At 69.4% G+C, this 19,724-nt stretch carries 15 protein-coding genes and 1 pseudogene; 2 read left to right on the forward strand and 14 right to left on the reverse strand.

The genetic code is table 11. The annotated features are described in order from the left end of the window. From ABTV10_RS19435 to ABTV10_RS19445, 3 genes and pseudogenes are all read right to left on the reverse strand, one after another. Complete coding sequence (locus tag ABTV10_RS19435) at nt 1-1,170, reverse strand: acyl-CoA dehydrogenase family protein (RefSeq protein WP_433606624.1); 1,170 nt, start codon at nt 1,168-1,170, stop codon at nt 1-3. Then, nucleotides 1,167-3,200 carry an acetyl/propionyl/methylcrotonyl-CoA carboxylase subunit alpha gene (locus ABTV10_RS19440; RefSeq protein WP_433606626.1) on the reverse strand — a complete coding sequence of 678 codons (2,034 nt, stop codon included), beginning with the start codon at nt 3,198-3,200 and terminating at the stop codon, nt 1,167-1,169. Before ABTV10_RS19440 ends, ABTV10_RS19435 begins: the two co-directional genes overlap by 4 nt. Before the next feature lie 8 nt (nt 3,201-3,208). Next, nucleotides 3,209-4,720: pseudogene (locus ABTV10_RS19445) on the reverse strand (carboxyl transferase domain-containing protein); the annotation flags it as partial. A 191-nt stretch (nt 4,721-4,911) separates the two neighbouring features. Here ABTV10_RS19445 and ABTV10_RS19450 point away from each other — a divergent pair. Then, complete coding sequence (locus tag ABTV10_RS19450) at nt 4,912-5,568, forward strand: SACE_7040 family transcriptional regulator (RefSeq protein ID WP_499029494.1); 657 nt, start codon at nt 4,912-4,914, stop codon at nt 5,566-5,568. 18 nt (nt 5,569-5,586) lie between these two features. On the opposite strand, the gene ABTV10_RS19455 is transcribed toward ABTV10_RS19450, so the two are convergent. The 3 genes from ABTV10_RS19455 to ABTV10_RS19465 form a co-directional block, all read right to left on the reverse strand. Next, nucleotides 5,587-5,850, reverse strand: coding sequence for a GlsB/YeaQ/YmgE family stress response membrane protein (locus tag ABTV10_RS19455; protein WP_433606630.1), 264 nt, complete (start codon nt 5,848-5,850; stop codon nt 5,587-5,589). Nucleotides 5,851-5,967: 117 nt separating this feature from the next. Further along, entirely contained in the window at nt 5,968-7,080 is a 1,113-nt protein-coding gene (locus tag ABTV10_RS19460; RefSeq protein WP_433606632.1) for an NDMA-dependent alcohol dehydrogenase, read from the reverse strand. Nucleotides 7,081-7,118: 38 nt separating this feature from the next. Beyond that, complete coding sequence (locus tag ABTV10_RS19465) at nt 7,119-8,618, reverse strand: aldehyde dehydrogenase family protein (RefSeq protein WP_433606634.1); 1,500 nt, start codon at nt 8,616-8,618, stop codon at nt 7,119-7,121. Nucleotides 8,619-8,783: 165 nt separating this feature from the next. Between ABTV10_RS19465 and ABTV10_RS19470 the strand changes: the two genes are divergently transcribed. Further along, nucleotides 8,784-9,095 carry a hypothetical protein gene (locus tag ABTV10_RS19470; protein WP_433606636.1) on the forward strand — a complete coding sequence of 104 codons (312 nt, stop codon included), beginning with the start codon at nt 8,784-8,786 and terminating at the stop codon, nt 9,093-9,095. A gap of 61 nt (nt 9,096-9,156) precedes the next feature. Here ABTV10_RS19470 and ABTV10_RS19475 read toward each other — a convergent pair whose 3' ends face one another. From ABTV10_RS19475 to mftF, 8 genes are all read right to left on the reverse strand, one after another. After that, entirely contained in the window at nt 9,157-10,803 is a 1,647-nt protein-coding gene (locus tag ABTV10_RS19475; protein ID WP_499029498.1) for a sigma-54-dependent Fis family transcriptional regulator, read from the reverse strand. A gap of 12 nt (nt 10,804-10,815) precedes the next feature. Continuing rightward, on the reverse strand, nt 10,816-12,471 hold the full coding sequence (locus ABTV10_RS19480; protein ID WP_433606638.1) for an AMP-binding protein: 1,656 nt from the start codon (nt 12,469-12,471) through the stop codon (nt 10,816-10,818). Nucleotides 12,472-12,633: 162 nt separating this feature from the next. Then, nucleotides 12,634-13,956, reverse strand: a complete 1,323-nt coding sequence (locus ABTV10_RS19485; protein WP_433606640.1) for an MFS transporter — start codon at nt 13,954-13,956, stop codon at nt 12,634-12,636. Nucleotides 13,957-14,072: 116 nt separating this feature from the next. Then, nucleotides 14,073-14,732 (reverse strand): YoaK family protein, encoded by a 660-nt coding sequence (locus ABTV10_RS19490; RefSeq protein WP_433606642.1) that lies wholly within the window; start codon nt 14,730-14,732, stop codon nt 14,073-14,075. Between the two features lie 72 nt (nt 14,733-14,804). Continuing rightward, a complete protein-coding gene (locus ABTV10_RS19495) occupies nt 14,805-15,359 on the reverse strand; it encodes a hypothetical protein (RefSeq protein WP_499029501.1) in 555 nt (184 codons plus the stop codon). A gap of 73 nt (nt 15,360-15,432) precedes the next feature. Further along, nucleotides 15,433-16,743 (reverse strand): GAF domain-containing protein, encoded by a 1,311-nt coding sequence (locus ABTV10_RS19500; RefSeq protein WP_433606646.1) that lies wholly within the window; start codon nt 16,741-16,743, stop codon nt 15,433-15,435. A 62-nt stretch (nt 16,744-16,805) separates the two neighbouring features. Next, on the reverse strand, nt 16,806-18,293 hold the full coding sequence (gene mftG / locus ABTV10_RS19505; RefSeq protein ID WP_499029503.1) for a mycofactocin dehydrogenase MftG: 1,488 nt from the start codon (nt 18,291-18,293) through the stop codon (nt 16,806-16,808). Between the two features lie 2 nt (nt 18,294-18,295). After that, nucleotides 18,296-19,693, reverse strand: a complete 1,398-nt coding sequence (gene mftF / locus ABTV10_RS19510) for a mycofactocin biosynthesis glycosyltransferase MftF (protein ID WP_499029506.1) — start codon at nt 19,691-19,693, stop codon at nt 18,296-18,298. Between the last annotated feature and the right edge of the window lie 31 nt (nt 19,694-19,724).

Raw genomic sequence — 19,724 nt, forward strand, 5'->3', positions numbered from 1 at the left:
TCACACCGACACCCCCAGTTCCCTGGCGATCAGCATCAACTGGACCTCGGTGGTGCCCTCACCGACCTCGAGGATCTTGCTGTCGCGGTAGTGGCGGGCCACCGGGTACTCGTTCATGAAACCGTATCCACCGAAGATCTGGGTGGCATCGCGCGCATTGTCCATCGCGGCCTCGCTGGCGACGAGCTTCGCGATGGATGCCTGCTTCTTGAACGGCTTGCCGGACAGCATCAGTGCGGCGGCGTCGTAGTACGCGGTCCGTGCGACGTGCGCCCGCGCCTCCATGCGCGCGATCTTGAATTCGATGGCCTGGTTGGCCCCGATGGGGCGTCCGAACGCCTCGCGTTCCTTCGCGTAGCGGACGGACTCGTCGACGCAGCCCTGCGCGGCACCAACCGACAGCGCCGCGATCGCGATGCGGCCCTCGTCGAGGATGCGCAGGAAGTTCGCGTAGCCGCGGCCGCGTTCGCCGAGCAGGTTCGCCTCGGGGACCCGCACGTCCTGGAACGTCAGCGGGTGGGTGTCGGAGGCGTTCCAGCCGACCTTGTTGTACGCCGGCTCGGCGGTGAACCCGGGGGTGGAGGTCGGCACCAGGATCGTGGAGATCTCCTTCTTGCCGTTGTCCTTGACGCCGGTGACCGCGGTGACGGTGACGAGCTTGGTGATGTTCGTGCCGGAGTTGGTGATGAACTGCTTGTTGCCGTTGATGACCCACTCGCCGTCGGCGAGCTTTGCGGTGGTGCGGGTGCCGCCCGCGTCGCTGCCGGCCCCGGGTTCGGTGAGACCGAACGCCGCCAACGACTTTCCGCTCGTGAGCTGTGGCAGCCACTCCTGCTTCTGCTCCTCGTTGCCGAAGCGGTACACCGGCATCGCACCGAGCGAGACACCGGCCTCGAGAGTGATGGCGACGGACTGGTCGACCTTGCCCAGTTCCTCGAGCGCGAGGCACAGCGCGAAGTAGTCGCCGCCCATGCCGCCGTACTCCTCGGGGAACGGCAGACCGAACAGGCCCATGTCGGCCATGCCGTCGACCACCTCGTACGGGAACGTGTGGTTGGCGTCGTGTTCCGCGGACACCGGCGCGACCACGGTCTGCGCGAAGTCCCGGACGGTCTTTGCGAGCTGCTGGTACTCGTCGGGCAGCGATGCGGTGGACAGGTACTCGGTCATGACGCGACATCCTTCGGTGCGAGTTCGGAAGACTGCTCGGATTCGGTGGCGGGACTGACCCGCGCGAGGGGTTGATCGACCTTGACCTGGTCGCCGACGGCGACGAGGACCTCGACGACGCCGGCGATCGGTGCGGACAGGGTGTGCTCCATCTTCATGGCCTCGACGACCACGACGGCGGTCCCGGCGTCGACGGTGTCGCCGGACGCCGCGGCCACCGCGATGACGGTGCCGGGCATGGGGCTGGTGAGCGCGGCGTCACCCGCGTGGGCGTCGTCGCCGCGCACGCTGGCCTCGCGTAGCTGCGAGACGATCCACGTGCCGCCACCCCCGGCCAGCCACAGCGTTCCGTCGTCCTCCGCAACACGGAAGGTGTCGTGCCGGCCGTCGACCACGACGGTCAGGGTGCCGGCGTCGAGCCGCGCCGTGAGCGTGCGGTTCTCGCCGCCCTCGATGCGGGCGAGACCGTCGTCGGGGGTGCCGGTGACGAGCACGTGCTCGGTGCGGTCGCCGCAGCGCAGTCGCAGCGAGATCGGTTCCCGGCCGCCGACGCGCCATCCGCTGGGGACGTCCCACGGGTCGGCCCCGCTCCCGGTACCGCTGCGCCACAACCCGAGCCAGTGCTGGGCGGCCGCGGCGATCAGCACGTCGTCGTCGACCACCGGCGCGTGGAAGTCGGAGACCCGACGGTCCAGCAGGCCGGTGTCGAGGCGTCCGGCGCGGACGTCCTCGTCGGCGAGCAGGAACCGGAGGAAGTCGACGTTGGTCACGACACCGAGGACAGCGGTGTCCGCGAGCGCGCGGTCGAGGCGCCGCAGCGCCTCCGCACGGTCGTCGCCGTGCGCGATCACCTTCGCCAGCATCGGGTCGTAGTCGCTGCCGACCACCGTGCCGTCGTGCAGGCCCGAGTCGACCCGCACCCCGACCCCGGCCGGGTCGGTGAGACCGAGCACCCGACCGCCGGTCGGCAGGAAGCCGCGGGCCGGATCCTCGGCGTACACGCGGGCCTCGATCGCGTGCCCGGTGAGTGTGATGTCGTCCTGGGTGAAACCGAGCGGCTCCCCGGCCGCGATCCGCACCTGCCACTCGACGAGGTCGAGTCCCGTCACCATCTCGGTGACCGGGTGCTCCACCTGCAGGCGGGTGTTCATCTCCATGAAGAAGAACTCGTCGGGCCGATCCGCGGACACGATGAACTCGACGGTGCCGGCGCCGGTGTAGTCGACGCTGCGGGCGGTATCGCACGCGGCGGCACCGATCCGTGCCCGGGTCGCGGCGTCGAGCAGCGGCGACGGCGCCTCCTCGATCACCTTCTGGTGCCGGCGCTGCAGGCTGCACTCACGTTCGCCGAGATGCACGACGTTGCCGTGGCCGTCGGCGAGGATCTGCACCTCGATGTGCCGGGGCCGCAGCACGAACCGCTCGAGGAACAGGGTGTCGTCACCGAAGGCCGACCCGGCCTCGCGGCGCGCACTGACCAACGCGCCCGGCAGGTCCGCCGGATCCTCGACCAGCCGCATGCCCTTGCCGCCGCCACCGGCGGACGGCTTGACGAGCACCGGGTAGCCGATCTCGTCGGCCGCGGCGATCAGTTCGGCATCCGACAGCCCCGGCTTCGCGATGCCCGGCACCACCGGGACGTCGAACGCGGCGACCGCGTTCTTCGCGGTGATCTTGTCGCCCATCACCTCGATGGCCCGCGCGGACGGGCCCAGGAAGACGACGCCGGCGGCCGCGCAGGCGGCCGCGAACGCGGTGTTCTCGGAGAGGAATCCGTAGCCGGGGTGGATAGCCTGCGCGCCCGTGCGCTTCGCGGCATCGAGGACCCGGTCGATGTCGAGGTAGCTCTCCCGCGCGGCGGCGGGACCGAGCAGCACCGCGGTGTCGGCCTCGCGAACGTGGCGGGCGCCGGCGTCGGCCTCGCTGTAGACCGCGACCGAGCGGATGCCCATGGTGCGCAACGTGCGGATGACGCGGACCGCGATCTCGCCGCGGTTGGCGACGAGGACGGTATCGAACTGCGTAGTCATGTATGCCCTCACATCCGGAAGACGCCGTAGGAGACCGGCTCGAGCGGCGCGTTCGCGCACGCCGACAGGGCCAGTCCGACAACGGTTCTGGTGTCGGCGGGGTCGATCACACCGTCGTCCCACAGCCGAGCGGTCGAGTAGTACGGATTGCCCTGCGCCTCGTACTGCGCACGGATCGCATCGGGATCCTTCCCGGACCCGACCGCGCCGAGCACCGACGCGGCCTGCTCGCCGCCCATGACGGAGATACGCGCGTTGGGCCACATCCACAGGAACCGCGGCGAGTAGGCGCGGCCGCACATCGAGTAGTTGCCCGCACCGTACGAGCCGCCGATCACGACCGTCAGCTTCGGCACCCGGGCGCACGCAACGGCGGTGACCATCTTGGCGCCGTGCTTGGCGATGCCGCCGGCCTCGTACTCACGGCCGACCATGAAGCCAGTGATGTTCTGCAGGAACAGCAGCGGGATGCTGCGCTTGTCGCACAGTTCGATGAAGTGAGCGCCCTTCATCGCCGACTCGGCGAACAGCACGCCGTTGTTGGCGACGATGCCGACCGGGTGCCCGTGGATGCGGGCGAACCCGGTGACGAGCGTCTTGCCGTACTCGGCCTTGAACTCCTGGAAGCTGGAACCATCGCGGGCACCGCCGGCGCCCCCGTCGACCAAGCGCGTAATCACCTCACGCACGTCGTACGGGATGCGCGGGTCGGTCGGGACGATGTCGTACAACTCGTCCTGGTCCGCGGCCGGAGCCACCGTCTCGACCACGTCCCACGGCCGGGGTGCCCGCGGACCGAAGGTCGACACGATGTTCCGGACGATGCGCAGCGCGTCGCGGTCGTCCTCGGCGAGATGATCGGTGACACCGGAGACCTTCGAATGCAGGTCGCCGCCACCGAGTTCCTCGGCCGTGACGACCTCGCCGGTCGCGGCCTTCACCAGCGGCGGACCGCCGAGGAAGATCGTGCCCTGGTTGCGGACGATCACGGCCTCGTCGCTCATCGCCGGCACGTACGCGCCGCCAGCGGTGCACGAGCCGAGGACCGCGGCGATCTGCGGAATCCCCTTGGCGCTCATGGTCGCCTGGTTGTAGAAGATACGGCCGAAGTGCTCGCGGTCCGGGAAGACCTCGTCCTGCATCGGCAGGAACGCGCCGCCGGAATCGACCAGGTAGAGGCACGGCAGGTTGTTCTGCAGCGCGATCTCCTGCGCCCGCAGGTGCTTCTTGACCGTCATCGGGTAGTAGGTGCCGCCCTTGACGGTGGCGTCGTTGGCGACGATCACGCACTCGCGCCCGGAGACGCGTCCGACACCACCGATCACGCCGGCGCCGGGGCATTCGTCGTCGTACATGCCGTTGGCGGCGAGCGGCGCCAGTTCGAGGAACGGGCTGCCCGGGTCGAGCAGCGCGTTCACGCGGTCACGCGGCAGCAGTTTGCCGCGGGCGACGTGGCGTTCACGCGAGCGTTCACTGCCGCCACGCGCCGCGGCCGCGAGCCGCTCGCGCAGGTCTGCCACGAGTTCGACGTGTTGTTCCCGATTCGCAGACTTCGGCGGGGTCGACGAGATGGTGCTGGGGGTTGTCACGGCACCGTCCTTCCGGAGGTTCCCGATACGCTGAGGTGAGTGAGTTAATCTCGACTAACTGAAGGTTAGGTTATCTGTGATTAACTGAGTTGTCCAGACCACATTGCACAGGAACGTGACACATGACCGATCTCGGAGCCCGACCGGGCGATCAGAGACTCGACGACGACCGGCCCGCCAGCCGCCGCAGCCGCGCGAAGGCCGACCGGCGGCAGGAGTTGCTGCGCGCCGCGGCACGTCTGGTCGCCGAGCGCGGCTTCCCCGGAGTGCGGCTCGAGGATCTCGGCGCCGCGGTGGGCATCAGCGGGCCCGCCGTCTACCGGCACTTCCCCAACAAGGACGCGCTGCTGGTGGAACTGCTCACCGACATCAGTGAACGCCTGTTGGCCGGCGGCACGGACGTGGTGGAGCGGGTCGCCGACCCCGGCGCAGCGCTCGAGGAACTCGTCGACTTCCACCTCGACTTCGCGCTCGGGGAGCCGGACCTGATCCGCGTCCAGGACCGCGACCTGCACTCGCTGCCCGACGACGCGCGCCACCGCGTCCGGCAGACCCAGCGTCGGTACGTCGAGATCTGGGTGGACGTGCTGCGCCGGATGGACCCGACGCTGGACGCGACTCGCGCGCGGATCGCGGCGCACGCGACTTTCGGCCTCATCAACTCCACCCCGTACAGCGCGGTGTCCCCGTCCGCCGAGGGGAAGGCGGACGGGGATCCGACCCGCGCGGTGCTGCGGCGCATGGCACTGGCCGCGCTGCCGCCGGGCACGACGTGGTGACGCTGCCCGGTTCCTGCGTCAGGTGCGCCGACTGGTGATCGACGTGTAGGCGAGCGTCAGCACGGCCGCGACCGCGATGCTGATGATCCACCGCCACCAGTCGATACCGGGAGTGTCGCCCTTGTCGCTGATGAGGCCCCAGATCCAGTAGCCCAGGAGGGCGCCGATGATGCCGATGACGACGGTGATGATCCACCCCATCGCCTGTTTGCCCGGAATCACCAGGCGCGCGATCACGCCGATGACGGCGCCGAAGATGATCGTGCCGATGATCTCGCCCATGCGGGGCTCCTTCCGTCCGCCCCCGTCGGCGCGGAGACACTTCCGCCCTGGTTCGACGGTACGGTTTCCGTCGAACCAGGGCGGAATATCACGCAGATCGTTGCGGGAGCGAGTCCGTCATCCTCCGTGCACGATGACGCCGCGGATGTTCGTGCCGTTGCGCAGGTCCTCGTAACCCTGGTTGACATCCTCGAGGGAGTAGCGGGTGGTGACGAGCTCGTCGAGCTTCAGCTCGCCCTGGTCGTACATGCGCAGCAGTCGGACGATGTCGTACTGCGGGTTGGCCGATCCGAACAGCGTGCCCTTGATGGTCTTCTCGTTGAGCGTCAGGTCGGCGCCCGACACGTGCACGGTCAGCTTCGCCGGATCGGCGAGGCCGGTGATGACGACGGTGCCGCCCTTGCCGATCACGGCGGTCGCCGCCGCGACCACCTCCTCGTCGACGGTGCCGACCAGAATGAGGGCCTGATCGGCGCCCTGACCCCAGCTCAGCTCGTTGACCTTCACCGCGGCCTCCTCCGCCGTGGCGTAGGCGTGGGTGGCACCGAACTTCAGCGCGGTCTCGCGCTTGAACGCCACCGGGTCGACCACGACCACGTACCGGGCGCCGGCCTGCACCGCACCCTGCACGGCATTGATACCCAGCCCGCCGATGCCGTAGATGACGGTGATGTCGCCGGCACGGACCCCACCGGAGTAGACCGCGGTCCCCCAGCCCGACGGGACACCGCAGCCGACGAGCACCGCGGTCTCGAGGGGAAGCCAGTCGTCGACCTTGACGACGGAGTGCTGCGAGATCGTCGCCCGCTCGGCGAACGTGCCGAGCATGCACATGGCACCGAAGTCGGTTCCCCCGGAATGGAATCGGAACGTCCCGTCGGGCATCGAGCCCTCCAGGATGGTCGCGCCCATGTCGCACAGGTTCTGTCGGCCGGTGGCGCAGTACCGGCACGTTCCACAGTTGGGGATGAAACTGCACACGACGTGGTCGCCGGGCTTCACCTTGGTGACGCCGGGGCCGACCTCCTCGATGATGCCGGAGCCCTCGTGTCCGCCGACGATCGGATAGCGGGGCGGCAGATCACCGTCCGTCAGATGCAGATCCGAGTGGCACAGTCCCGCCGCGGTGTACTTGATCAGCACCTCGCCGGGGCCTGGACCGTCCAGGTCGAGTTCCATGATCTCGAACGGCTTTCCGGGCTCGAGCAGAACAGCAGCCTTGGTCTTCATGGGTTCTCCTTCGGGGTTCGAGAGTGCGAGCGGGAATGTCAGAGGGCGACGTTGACGGCCTTGGTCTGGGTGAACGCGTCGATGCCGGAGGCACCGAGTTCGCGACCCCAGCCGGACTGCTTGTAGCCGCCGAACGGCATTGCGGTGTCGAAGCCGTTGTACTGGTTGACCCACACCGAACCGGCCTTCAGCCGACGGGCCGTGCGGTGCGCCTTGGAGATGTCCCGGGTCCAGACACCGGCGGCCAGACCGTAGATGGAGTCGTTGGCGGCGGTGACGATGCCCTCGTCCGCGTCGAACGGCAGGGCCGCGACGACGGGACCGAAGATCTCCTCGCGGACAACGCTGAAGTCGGGCTTGACGTCGACCAGCACGGTCGGCTCGACGAAGTAGCCCGTCTCGCCCCAGCGCTTGCCGCCGGTGAGCGCCCGGGCTCCGTCGGCAAGTCCGTCGCGCAGATACCCCGTGACCCGGTCGAACTGTTCCTGCGACACGAGCGGGCCGAGTTCGGTTGTCGGGTCCAGCCCGGGGCCGATCTTGACCTTGCTCGCGGCATCGGCGACCGCCTCCGTGAAGCGCTCGAAGATGCTGTTCTCGACGTACAGGCGGGTGCCGGCGACACAGCACTGACCGTGGTTGAAAAGCCAGGCGTTGAGCGAACCCTGCACGGCCGCATCGAAATCGGCGTCCGCGAACACGATGTTGGGGCTCTTGCCGCCCAGCTCGAGGCTGACCTTCTTCAGATTGCCCCTGGCGGCGTCGACGATCTTCTTGCCGACCTCGGTGGAACCGGTGAACGCGACCTTGTCGACGTCGTCGTGCCCGGACAGCGCGGCACCGGCGTCGCCGAAGCCGGGCACGATGTTGACCACGCCGGGCGGGAACCCTGCCTCCTCGAAGATCTCGGCGAGCATGATCGCGGTGAGCGGCGTCTGCTCGGCCGGCTTGAGGATGACGGTGTTACCGGCAGCGAGGGCTGGCGCGAGCTTCCAGGACGCCATGAGCAGCGGGAAGTTCCACGGCACGATCAGCCCGCACACCCCGATGGGCTCGCGGAGCGTGTAGGCGTGGAATTCGCCGCCCGGCGCGAACGGCATCGACACGTTGACGGTGCTGCCCTCGATCTTGGTGGCCCACCCGGCGTAGTAGCGGAAGACGTCGGCCGCCCACGCGACGTCGACGGCGGACGCGATGGCCGCAGACTTACCGTTGTCGAGCGCCTCGAGCTGACCGAACTCGGCGGCACGCTCGGTGAGCAGGTCACCGACCTTCCAGATGAGGCGCTCACGCTCGTTCGGCTTCATCGTGGCCCACGGGCCCTCGTCGAACGCACGGCGCGCGGCCTGGACGGCGCGGTCGATGTCGACGGCCTCGCCGTGCGCGACGTCGGCGAGGCGATCGCCGGTCGCCGGATCATGCGTGACGAACGTGCGACCGGAAGCCGCGTCGACGAACTCACCCCCGATGTACAGCTGCTTCGTGCCGGTGAGAAACTCGCGAACCCGCGGCGAAATGGACTGCTCGGCAACGAGAGTCATGCCCGAACCTCCTGGAGACGACGTGTGATGTGCAACACAGCCATCGTGCTCCGGGCTGGCGGTCGTCAACTGTTCAAGCTCTGGACAGCTGGCCGAAATGCCCGCGAACAGCACACCGCCGCCACACCTGGGGCAGCGAGGTGTCCAAACTACTGCGAGGGCTACGTGTACCGCGGCGACGCCAACGTCTTCGACAGGACCACCAAGGTCGGCGAATACGCCCTCACGGGCCCGGACATGGCGAAGGACCAGGTTCTCACCGGCGCCTCGGGTACGGGAACCTCGGCGGCGCTGGCCCGGGGCGAGTACTGGGTGTTCACCAAGTGCAAGGAGATCGGCGACACCGCCTACCAGGTCGTCGGCCAGCCCGTGCGGGTGGCAATCACCGAGGATGCGGCCGTGGTTCCCGGGCTCGGTAGCATCGAGGACTTCTTCCGTGACGCTCTGAACGGCGTGCTCAGCCAGTTCGGCAGCTAGCCTGCAGGTTTCGCGAGCCGCGTGCGGTCGGCGGTTCAGTCCGCCGGCCGCACCCGACTGCTCACACGGTGATGTCGAGGGCCCGGATCCGGCTGTACAGCGTGGTGCGACTGATGCCGAGTCGCGCCGCGGCGTGCACCTTGTTGCCGCGACTCTCCTGAAGTGCCTCGATGATCGCGTCCCGCTCCGCGCGTTCACGGCCGCCCAGTCGGGCCACCCGCCCGGGCGCGCGGTACTCCTCGGGCAGGTCCTCGACCCGGATTGCCGCCCCGCCCCGGTCGGGAAGGCCGGCGAGCACCGCGCGCAGTTCGACGAGATTACCCGGCCACGTGTGCTCGGACAGCGCGGTCAGTGCACTGGGGCCGATCCGCAGTCCACCCCGGCCGACCTCCGCGGCGAGGGCGTCGGCGAGCGCCGGAAGCTCCCGGATCCGCTGCCGCAGAGCGGGAACCGTGACCTGTGCGCCGCAGCGCGCGAGCAGGTCCCGCACGGCCGGTCGGACCGCGTCGAGCGGGTCGGAGGTGAACACCGGCCGGGGTCCGTCGGCGCGCGCGGCGAACGACGCCAACAGCGCGACCACCGGTTCCGGAGCGAGATGGACGTGTTCGATCAGGACATGCTCGGGTTGGGTCTCGGCGTGCGCGAGCAACCGGGCACACCAGTCCCGCTCCCCCTCCGCCACAATGTGCGCGGCGTCCACCACCACGATCGCCCCCGCCGCGAACTCCCTTGCGGCCCAGCTTCGCCCGCTGCCCGGTTCCCCGACGATCGCGAGGGCGCCCGGACTGGAGCGCAACTCGTGCAGCCGGGCACGTAGCCGCGAGGTCGCGTCCTGCGGCGTGGCCCTGCGCCGCACGGGGGGCCGAGTCTCGTCGACGTCCAGCAGGAAAAGCGCACCACTCTCGGCGCCGGCCACCCGGTCGATGCGCAGCCCGGTGCACCCGCCACCGGACAGCGCGAAGTCCAGGCTGCGCGACTCGCCGGCGGGGACGTCGGCCGCGAGCGCGCGCAACGCCACATGATCGCTCGGGTCGAGCAGTTCCACCGCCGCCTTGTTCGTGAGCATGATGTCCTGACCCATCGCGGCCACGGCGACACCACGCTGCCGGGCGGCGATCTGGAAGGCATCCACCACGCGTCGGTCCGATTCCCGCGCGCCCTCGAGAAGTCGAGCCTCGATGTCCCGGACCGCCCGCGCGAGGAAGGGCACGAACAGCGGATTCGCCGTCTTCTCCGTCGCTGTGATGTCGAGGATGCCCTCGATCCGGCGCGTGACCGGGTGCACGATCGGTTGGCCGTAACAGCTGAACTGCCGGAACGACTCGAGGAAGTGCTCGTCGCGATGGACGACGATGCCCTGACGCACCTCGAGCGGCGTTCCGAGGGCGTTGGTGCCGTACGTCTCCTCGGAGAGCGCGACACCGGGCAGCACGCCGACGCCTTCCATCGCAGCCTTCATGGCAGCGGAATCGAACACCCGTGACACGACGCGACAGTCACGGTCGACGAGCAGGATGCCGCACCCGGTACCGGACAGCTGTACCCGCAACTCGTCGAGCACCGGCCGGGCGGCCCTGAGCAGCCGCCCGGCCGAGTCCGACGGATCGAGCAGCGTCGGCTCCGGCACGCGCGCCGGGTCGATGCCGCTGAGCTGTGAACGCCTCCAGGACAATTCGATTTCCGGCCGCAACGCGTGCACCACCGCCACTACTCCCTCCGATCAGGCGCGATCGATCAGTTCGAGCGACATCTCCCGCATGTCGACCTTGCGGATCTTGCCGGTGACCGTCATCGGGAACTCGTCGACCAGGTGGACGTAGCGGGGGATCTTGTAGTGCGCCAGCTTTCCGGTGCAGAACGCGCGCAACGAATCCGCATCGAGTGGCTGCGCGCCCTCGCGCAGCCGGATCCACACCATCAGTTCCTCCCCGTACTTCGCGTCCGGGACGCCGATCACCTGGGCGTCGAGGACGTCGGGGTGGGTGTAGAGGAACTCCTCGATCTCGCGTGGGTAGACGTTCTCGCCGCCGCGGATCACCATGTCCTTGATCCGGCCGGTGATCGCGACGTACCCGTCGCCGTCCATCACCCCGATGTCACCGGTGTGCATCCACCGCGCCGCATCGATCGCCTCGGCCGTCTTGTCCGGGTTGTCCCAGTAGCCGAGCATCACCGAGTACCCGCGGGTGCACAGCTCGCCGGGCTCCCCGCGCGGCACCGTCAACCCGGTCGCGGGATCGACGATCTTCACCTCGAGGTGCGGGCCGACCTGACCGACCGTCGACACGCGCTGGTCGATGCTGTCGTCGCGGCGGGTCTGCAGCGACACCGGCGACGTCTCGGTCATCCCGTAACAGATCGACACCTCCGCCATCCCCATCCGCTCGATGACCTGCTTCATCACCTCCACCGGACACGGGGAGCCGGCCATGATCCCGGTCCGCAGACTCGACAGGTCGTACGTCTCGAAACCCGGGTCGGCCAGCTCCGCGATGAACATCGTCGGCACCCCGTACAGCGACGTGCACCGCTCGGCCTGCACCGCCGCCAGGGTCGCGGCCGGGTCGAACGCCGGTCCGGGAATCACCATCGCCGCCCCGTGACTGGTACACGCGAGGTTGCCCATCACCATCCCGAAGCAGTGGTAGAACGGCACCGGAATACACACCCGGTCGCGCTCGGTGTATCCGCACAACTCGCCGACGAAATAGCCGTTGTTGAGGATGTTGTGGTGACTGAGCGTCGCACCCTTCGGGAAACCCGTTGTCCCCGACGTGTACTGGATGTTGATCGGATCGTCCGCCGAGAGCGCGGCCTGCGCCCGCGCCAGCGGCGCACGGTCGTCCGCCAGCGCCGCGCGGCCGTCGGCGACCAACGCGTCCCACCCCGGCGTGCCCAGCAGCAGCACGTGCTCGAGGGCGGCGCACTCGGGCCGCACCTGCTCGATCATCGCCGCGTAGTCGGACGTCTTGAACGACGGCGCGGCGATCAGCATCCCGATCCCGGCCTGATCGAGCACGTACTGCAACTCGTGCGACCGGTACGCGGGGTTGATGTTGACCAGGATCGCGCCGATCTTCGCCGTCGCGTACTGGACCATCGTCCACTCCGCGCAGTTCGGCGCCCAGATCCCGACCCGGTCACCCTTGCCGATCCCGACCCCGAGCAACCCGGCCGCGACCGCATCGACGTCCGCGGCCAACTCGCTGTAGGTCCACCGACGCCCCGAACCCCGATCGATCAACGCGTCCCGCGCACCGTGCGCGGCGACCGTCCGGTCGAAGTTGTCACCGATGGTGTCGCCCAGCATGGGCGCATCCCACGTTCCCGAGGCGTAGCTCGGTAGGGATCCGTGCAGCGAAGCGGTTGTGGTCATCGCGTTTCCTCTCCAGGCGCCGACCCCGGCACCCATGGGAGAAACCCGTCGGTGCGGGCCTCCCCAACGTACTCGCACGAGTGTGATGTAGGACATAGTCGCCGGTCGGGGGTGTCGACAACTGTTCAGTGTTCGAACACCCCCACCCGGACGGGAACGGAATCAGAGCGCGCGGTCCTTCGTCTCGACCAGCGCCTTGGTGCACACGAAGCTGACGACACCGAGCGCCGCGAGCATCAGGCCGATCGCGAAGCTGCCGTAGGACGAGGCCAGCGGTGCCGCGATCAGCGGCGGGATCGCGCCGCCGAGAACGCCGGCGAGGTTGTAGCCGAGCCCGGCGCCGGTGTAGCGGTAGCGGGTGTGGAACATCTCCGGCAGGAGCGCCCCGCACGGCCCGTAGGCCATACCGAAGATGGCGAGCGTGATGCACATCCCGACCACGAAGGCGACCGCGGAACCGGTGTCGAGCAGCGGGAACAGCACGAGGGCCCATCCCACCGCGAGGACACAGGAGATCATGATGACGCGGCGGCGGCCGATCCGGTCGGAGTACAGCGCCGAGACGACGATGGCGCCGCCGAAGACGACTGCCGCGACGATGCCGACTGCCAGCACGAACGGGCGACTGAAGCCGAGGGTCTTGGTGCCGTAGCTGGTGAGGAACGCGGTGCCCATGTAGAAGAGCGCGAACAGCGTCGCGAGTGCGCCGCCCGAGAGCAGGATCTCCTTGGTCTGGTACCGCCACGCGTCGAGGAACGGCAGCGTGCGGGGACCGGATGCGGCGGCGTCGGCCTGCTGCGCCCGGAACACCGGGGTTTCCTCGATGGCCAGGCGCATGTACAGCCCGATGGCGACGAGGACGATGGAGAACACGAACGGCACTCGCCAGCCCCAGCTGAGGAACGTCTCGTTGGCGTCACCGAAGATCGCACCCGTGATGATGAACGTGCTACTCGACAGCACGAACGCGATGGCCGGTCCCAACTGCGGGAACATCGCGTAGAGCCCGCGCTTGCCCGGCGGCGCGTACTCGGCGGTGAGCAGGGTCGCGCCCGCCCATTCGCCGCCGACGGCGAAGCCTTGGCCGAAGCGGAGCAGCACGAGGATGATCGGCGCCGCGACCCCGATCGTCTCCGCACCCGGGAGCAGTCCGATGAGGAGGGTCGAGATGCCCATCAACAGGAGGGTCGAGACGAGGGTCTTCTTACGACCGATCCGGTCGCCGTAGTGCCCGAACAACATTGCGCCTACCGGCCGCGCGATGAATGCCACCGCGAAGGTCGCGAAGGACGCGACGGTGCCGGCGGTGGAACCGAGCGCCGGGAAGAAGACCGTCGGGAAGACCAGTGCGGCGGCGGTTCCGTAGATGAAGAAGTCGTAGAACTCGATCGTCGTTCCGATACAACTCGCGATGGCCACCCTGCGCACGCTGGTGCGCGGGGAGGTGGCGGTCGCCGAGTCGAACGATGGCGACACAGTCGTCATGGATCCCTCTTCTCGAGCCGTGCGTGACGCCCCGATTGGCGTCAGCGACTGCGAGGAAAGGTAGTGACCTGGCTCACGTGCCAGCTACCCCCGGATGGGGGTGAAGGTGATGCCGGTCACCCCCATCCCGTCAGGACGGGGGGTGGTGTCCGGGCGAGGACCACTGCGAGTACCGCGCCCCAGAGCGCGGCCGGCCACAGCGCGTTCAACCCGAGGAATCGGTAGGCGGTCGCCCCGAGAGCGGCGCCCACGATCATCGCCAGCCACAACAGGAAGTGTCGGACCCATCCCCAGCGCTCACCACCGGTGAGCGCGGTGACCAGGCGCTGCCCCATCTTCACGAGGGTGCCGGTCATGTAGGTGAGGCTGATACTGACTTCGCCCTCCCGCTCGAAGGTGGAGTTCTCCGCGCCCATCGCGAGCACCATCAGCGCGATGGCGACGGGGGTGGCACCCAGCAGGTGGCCCGCCGCGGCGAGGACGAGGAGTGCCGTGACCAGCGCCAGGACCGCCGGACGATGGTGGCGTCCTGTGGTGCGGCCGGTGAAGGATCCAGCCATCACACCCACCACGAACAGCGCGACGATCCCGGCACCGGTAAACGCCGTCCCGACGAGCCCGTCGGCCACCGAGACCGCAAGCTTCGTGGAGTTTCCACTCATGAAGGACACGAAGTATCCACCGAGCGTGATGAACCCCATCGCGTCGACGAATCCCGCCAGGGCGGAAAGGAATACGGCAACGACCGCGATGCGTCTGGGATAGTGGAGCACCATGTCTGGACGATAGTCCTGCGAGCACCCACCACCGCGAACCGGTGGCGGGTGCTCACCGTGACAGGCCGCGGGCTATTCCTCGTCGAGGCCGCAGGCGCCGCTCAGTTCGCGCGCGATCTCGCCCCACACGGTGGCGTACGACGCGATCCCGGGAGCGGCGGCCCACTCCGCCTCACCTGCCTTCACCTTCCGCAACGCCTCCGCGAACAGGTCCTGGTAGCGCGACAGGCGCGGGACGAACGCGGAGACGTCGTCGAGCACATCCTGGGCCCGCTTGTCGAGGGCGGCGAGCGCGTCCGCGTCGACGTCACCGCCGGCGACGAGGTCCCGCACCGGACCGTCGAGCTCGAGGAAGCGCTCGTGGATCTCGGCGATCGAGTCCTCGTCGATCGAGACGCGCTCGGCGTCGAGCTGGTCACCGAGTTCGGCGATCCCGGCGTCGGTGAGCGCGAAAGAGCCGTCGCCGGTCGCCTCCGCCTTGCCCTGCGCGAGCAGCGCGTCGCGTGCCGCCTCGGCGGACGCGGCGGCCACCCCGAGCTGGGCGGCGAGGACGTCGGTCGTCACCTGCCCCTTCAAACGGATCGTCTGCAGCAGTGCCAGTTCGTCGACGTTGCCCGCGAAGGCCATCGTGTACTCCTCGTGTTCTCGAAACGTGTCCCTCGAGAACCTACAGCTCGGCGATCCGGGCCGGGGACGCCAGCTAACGCCACGCGCCCCCGCCGAAGCGGCGGTCGAGCAGGCGCACGTGCGCCTCGACCTGCGCGTGCAGCGCCGAGGCCGGGTCGAGTGTCAGCAGGTACGCCGCCCACGCCGCCAGGTCCTGGCGGCCGTGGATGGAGTTGGTCCACGTCGCCAGCAGACGCGTGTCCCCGGCCCGCAGCACCGTCGCCCGCATGCGCGCGCGGAGATCGTCTCGGACCTCCGCGACACCGGGCGCCTCCGACCCGGCCAGGACCGGCCCGTCGTACATCCGCAGCGCCGACGAGACATCCCCGCGGTCGAGGTACGACCGCACCTCGCCGACGTCGGAGTCGAGCGGGGTGAGCAGCCGGTACGGCCGCGACCCCAGCCGGTGCGCCCCGAACACCTTGCGCAACCTCGACATCTCGGCGCGGACCGTGACCGCGTCGAGTTCCACCTCGTCGAGCAGCACCGCGAGATGGTCCGCCCCCAGCCCCTCCGGGTGCTCCGCCAGCAGCAACAGGATTTCCGCGTGCCGCCGCGGCAGTTCGTGCCGCTCGCCGTCGACCACCAACGCCGGGCGCTGCGATCCCAGGACCTCGAGACGCGGGGTCGACGTCGTCACCGGCCGGGGGGACGCGAGCGCCTGCAGTCGGAGTTCCGTCTCGACGGCGACGGCCGTCGCCCGGACGAGGGCGAGCGCCTCGGGCACCGCGACTCGGGGTCCGCCGGTGATGTCGAGAGCGCCGATAATCCGCCCGGTGGTCGGATCGTGCACCGGCGCCGCCGAACAACTCCACGCGTGCATGGCGCGATTGAAGTGCTCGGCCGCGAAGATCTGGACGCTGTGGTCGAGCGCGAGCGCAGTGCCGGGGGCGTTGGTGCCCACGCGGTCCTCGCTCCAGTCCGACCCCTCGACGAAGTTGATGTCCAGGGCACGGTCCTTGGCGGAGGAGTCGCCCTCGATCCACAACAATCGACCGTTGGCGTCGCTCATCGCGACGAGCAGACCGGTGTCGGCCGCGTCCTCGACGAGCAGCTTCCGGACGACCGGGCGGATCGCTGCGAGCGGATGCGCGGCGCGGTACTCTTCGAGCGCCCTGCCGTCGAGCACCACCTCGTCGTCGACGAGGTCGGGGCTCACCCCGTTTCCGCGACTGCGCACCCACGATGCGTGGACGACGTCGCGCACCGTCTCCGTGTCGGTCTGCGCCGACTCGACGAATCGCTGATGGGCCCAGGAGGTGCGCTCGGCGAGCACACCGACGTCATCGCCCGGACGCACCGCAATCCACGGATTGCGCGGCGGTCCGGGTTCACGCTGTGCCATCGGCGCCTCCATCCCGCACCAATCCCGCCTGTCACCTCAAAGTCGCGCCAACTGTAACGCTTTCAGAGGAAGGTACTGGCACGTTCAGCCACCATGACTGCCGTGGCGTGCGGTCCGCGACTGGGAACGGACGGCAGGATCGATGTGTCCACGACGAACAGCCCGTCGAGACCGTGCACTCGGCACCGGTCGTCGACCACCGACGAGTCCGCGTCGGAACCCATCCGGCAACTGCCCGACAGGTGCAGCGAGGTGCCGAGGTGATCGGCCAGCCAGCCGTCGGACATCTCGATCGGCTCCGGCTCGAGCAGTCGGCGCATCGGTCCCATGTGCATGAGGTCGGCGGCATGCGTCACCGCCTCGCGCAGCGCCTGGCGGTCCTCGGCCGACTCGAGGTAGCGATACGACACCTGCGGCGCGTCGGCCGGGTCGGCCGAGACGAGTCGGATCTCCCCGCGGCTTCGCGGCTTCATCAGGACGACCCCCAGGCACGGCTTTCCGATGCCCGATCCGGGGATGAGGTCTCCGAACGACGCTGTGTAGGGACGCATCTCGATGTCGTCGGTGTTGAGTGTCACCTGCAGCGCCGGCGTCTGCCGGGTGCGGGCGACCGACTGGCGATACTCGTACGGCACCACGACTTCCGGGTGATCGGAAAACTCCGCGCCCACCGCCGGCAGGTCCGCGACCACCGGGATGCCCAACTGCGACAGGTGCCCGGCGTCGCCGACACCGGAGAGCATCAGCAGGTGCGGCGTCGCGACGGCACCGGCGGTGAGGACCACCGTCGACGTGCGGATCATGCGCACGTCGGAATCGGTAGCCACCTCGAGTCCCACCACCCGCGCACCGGAGAAGAGGACGCGGGTGACGGTGGTGTCGGACCGGACGGTGAGATTCCGGCGGCCGAGGTTCGGCAGCAGGTAGGCCGACGCGGGTCCCACCCGGGCACCGTCCCGGATGTTCAACGGCACGGGCCCGATGCCGTGCGAGCCGGGGGCATTCTTGTCCGGGTCGTCGGGATGCCCGGCGGCGTGCGCGACATCGGCGAACGCGGCACTGACGGGATGCCACCGGTCCGGCGGATCGCGCCGGACCGGAATCGGGCCGTTCGCCCCGTGCCACGGTCCGGTGAAGTCCGCGTCGGTCTCGATCTCCCGGAAGAACGGCAGCACATGCTCGTACGACCACGCCGCCGGCCAGTGGTCGAAATCCTCCACCTGCGCCCGTACGAAGTAGCCGCCGTTGACGGCGCCCGACCCGCCGAGCACGCGGCCCCGGGCGATCCACCCGGCCCGGCCGCTCGTCAGCTCCACCGGGTAGGGCCAGATCCAGCGGCTGTCCGGCCCCACCGGCAGGACACCCGCGTCGACCAGTTCGGGCGGGAACTCCGCCGGAATTCGATGCCCAGGCCCGGATTCGACGAGCACGACGTCCCGGTTCGGGTCCTCACTGAGTCGCCCGGCCAGGACGCTCCCGCACGAGCCGCCGCCCACCACGACGACATCGGCGGATTCCGGGAACTCCGGTGTCCCCGCGGCCGACGCCACGGTCAGTTACCGATGCGCGGTTCGAGTGCCCGCAGATCCCGGGCGCGGATCGCGCCCTGCCACAGGCCCGCCCCGTACGCGACGTCGTCGAGGCGCTTGAACGCGGTGTGCCGCACCGGCCCCAGACCGCCCGGCTCCCGGTGCGTCGCCCAGTCGACGACGCCCTCGGCGACCGCGATCGCCAGCAGGAGCCTTCTGATACGACGGGACACCAGCATCACGAGCAGCGTGATCGGCCAGTACGAGCGGCACATGGCCGACGCGAGCTGCCAGGCGCCGTTGCCGAAACCGCGCGCAGCCAGGGCCGTGGCGATCCGGGTCGGCTGGTCGAGGTCGGCGAACGTGCGGCGCAGGCGCAGCACCGTGACCAGGAACGTCGCGAGGCTCGACAGGAGGCCGATCCGCGTGCAGCTCGCGGCGGCGAGGACGGCCATCAGCGTCCACTTCGACATCGCGACGGGCGGGACCATGCCGTCGTGCCGGGCCGCGAGCGGGGCCGCCCCGGTGCCGTAGAACATCTTGCGGGTGAACCACTTGCCGAACGAGACGCGATGGTCGTGCGCGACGTGGGCGACCGGCTCGTAGCGCAGACGCCAGCCCGCCTCCTGCAGCCGCCAGCACAGGTCGACGTCCTCGGCGACGTGCATCGACTCGTCGAATCCCCCGGTCTCCACCAGCACGTCGCGGCGCAGCAGCATCGCCGCGCTCGGCACGTACGACACCGGGCTGCCCGAACGGACCGCGGCCTCCTTGCGGCCGAGGTCGAGTGACGACCGGGTGTGCTCGTAGCGGGCGAGCGCGGCACCCTCCGGTTCGAGGGCGACGATGCGCGGCGCCACCAGCGCCACCGCCGGGTCGCTGAAATGCCCGAGCATCCGTTCGAGCCATCCCGTCCGCGGAACCACGTCCGAGTCCAGGAACGCAACGAAAGGTGTTTTCGCAGCACGGAATCCGGTGTTACGGGCCGCGGCGGGGCCACGGGACCGCTCGTGTCGCAGGAGCGTCACGTGCGCGGCGGCGCCGGACAGGTCGGGCAGCTCGAGCGGGACGGTCGATCCGTCGTCGACGACGATGACCTGGAGACCGCGCAGCGCGGGGACCAGTCGCGCGATGCCCGCGACGTTGTCGCGGAGCGGCACCACCACCGTGACGTCACTCGGGGACGGCGTGCTCATCGGCCGCGGATTCGCGATCCCGGAGTCGAGCAGTCGGCGCGCGACGACGGCCGTCTGGGAATCCACCACCTCGAGGTAGCCGTCGCCGATCATCTCGGCCGCGGCCGGAGCAAGTTTGAGCATCCGCATGGGCGAGCCACCGATGAGGACCCGGCCGCCGGAGTAGGCGCGCACCGTGGGATCGATGCGGATCCCGAACCCGTCGGGCAGTCGCGGCTCGTGCATCAGACGATGGTAAGGGCGAATCGGGCGTTGG

The organism is Paraburkholderia sp. RHO2, assembly GCF_050955445.1.
GTDB lineage: Bacteria > Actinomycetota > Actinomycetes > Mycobacteriales > Mycobacteriaceae > Prescottella > Prescottella agglutinans_A.

What these genes read in the sequence shown, in the direction of transcription:
- ABTV10_RS19435 (WP_433606624.1), bottom strand. Translation starts at nt 1,170, where the DNA reads ATGACCGAGTACCTGTCCACCGCATCGCTGCCCGACGAGTACCAGCAG.
- ABTV10_RS19440 (WP_433606626.1), bottom strand. Translation starts at nt 3,200, where the DNA reads ATGACTACGCAGTTCGATACCGTCCTCGTCGCCAACCGCGGCGAGATC.
- ABTV10_RS19450 (WP_499029494.1), top strand. Translation starts at nt 4,912, where the DNA reads ATGACCGATCTCGGAGCCCGACCGGGCGATCAGAGACTCGACGACGAC.
- ABTV10_RS19455 (WP_433606630.1), bottom strand. Translation starts at nt 5,850, where the DNA reads ATGGGCGAGATCATCGGCACGATCATCTTCGGCGCCGTCATCGGCGTG.
- ABTV10_RS19460 (WP_433606632.1), bottom strand. Translation starts at nt 7,080, where the DNA reads ATGAAGACCAAGGCTGCTGTTCTGCTCGAGCCCGGAAAGCCGTTCGAG.
- ABTV10_RS19465 (WP_433606634.1), bottom strand. Translation starts at nt 8,618, where the DNA reads ATGACTCTCGTTGCCGAGCAGTCCATTTCGCCGCGGGTTCGCGAGTTT.
- ABTV10_RS19480 (WP_433606638.1), bottom strand. Translation starts at nt 12,471, where the DNA reads ATGACCACAACCGCTTCGCTGCACGGATCCCTACCGAGCTACGCCTCG.
- ABTV10_RS19485 (WP_433606640.1), bottom strand. Translation starts at nt 13,956, where the DNA reads ATGACGACTGTGTCGCCATCGTTCGACTCGGCGACCGCCACCTCCCCG.
- ABTV10_RS19490 (WP_433606642.1), bottom strand. Translation starts at nt 14,732, where the DNA reads ATGGTGCTCCACTATCCCAGACGCATCGCGGTCGTTGCCGTATTCCTT.
- ABTV10_RS19495 (WP_499029501.1), bottom strand. Translation starts at nt 15,359, where the DNA reads ATGGCCTTCGCGGGCAACGTCGACGAACTGGCACTGCTGCAGACGATC.
- ABTV10_RS19500 (WP_433606646.1), bottom strand. Translation starts at nt 16,743, where the DNA reads ATGGCACAGCGTGAACCCGGACCGCCGCGCAATCCGTGGATTGCGGTG.
- mftF (WP_499029506.1), bottom strand. Translation starts at nt 19,693, where the DNA reads ATGCACGAGCCGCGACTGCCCGACGGGTTCGGGATCCGCATCGATCCC.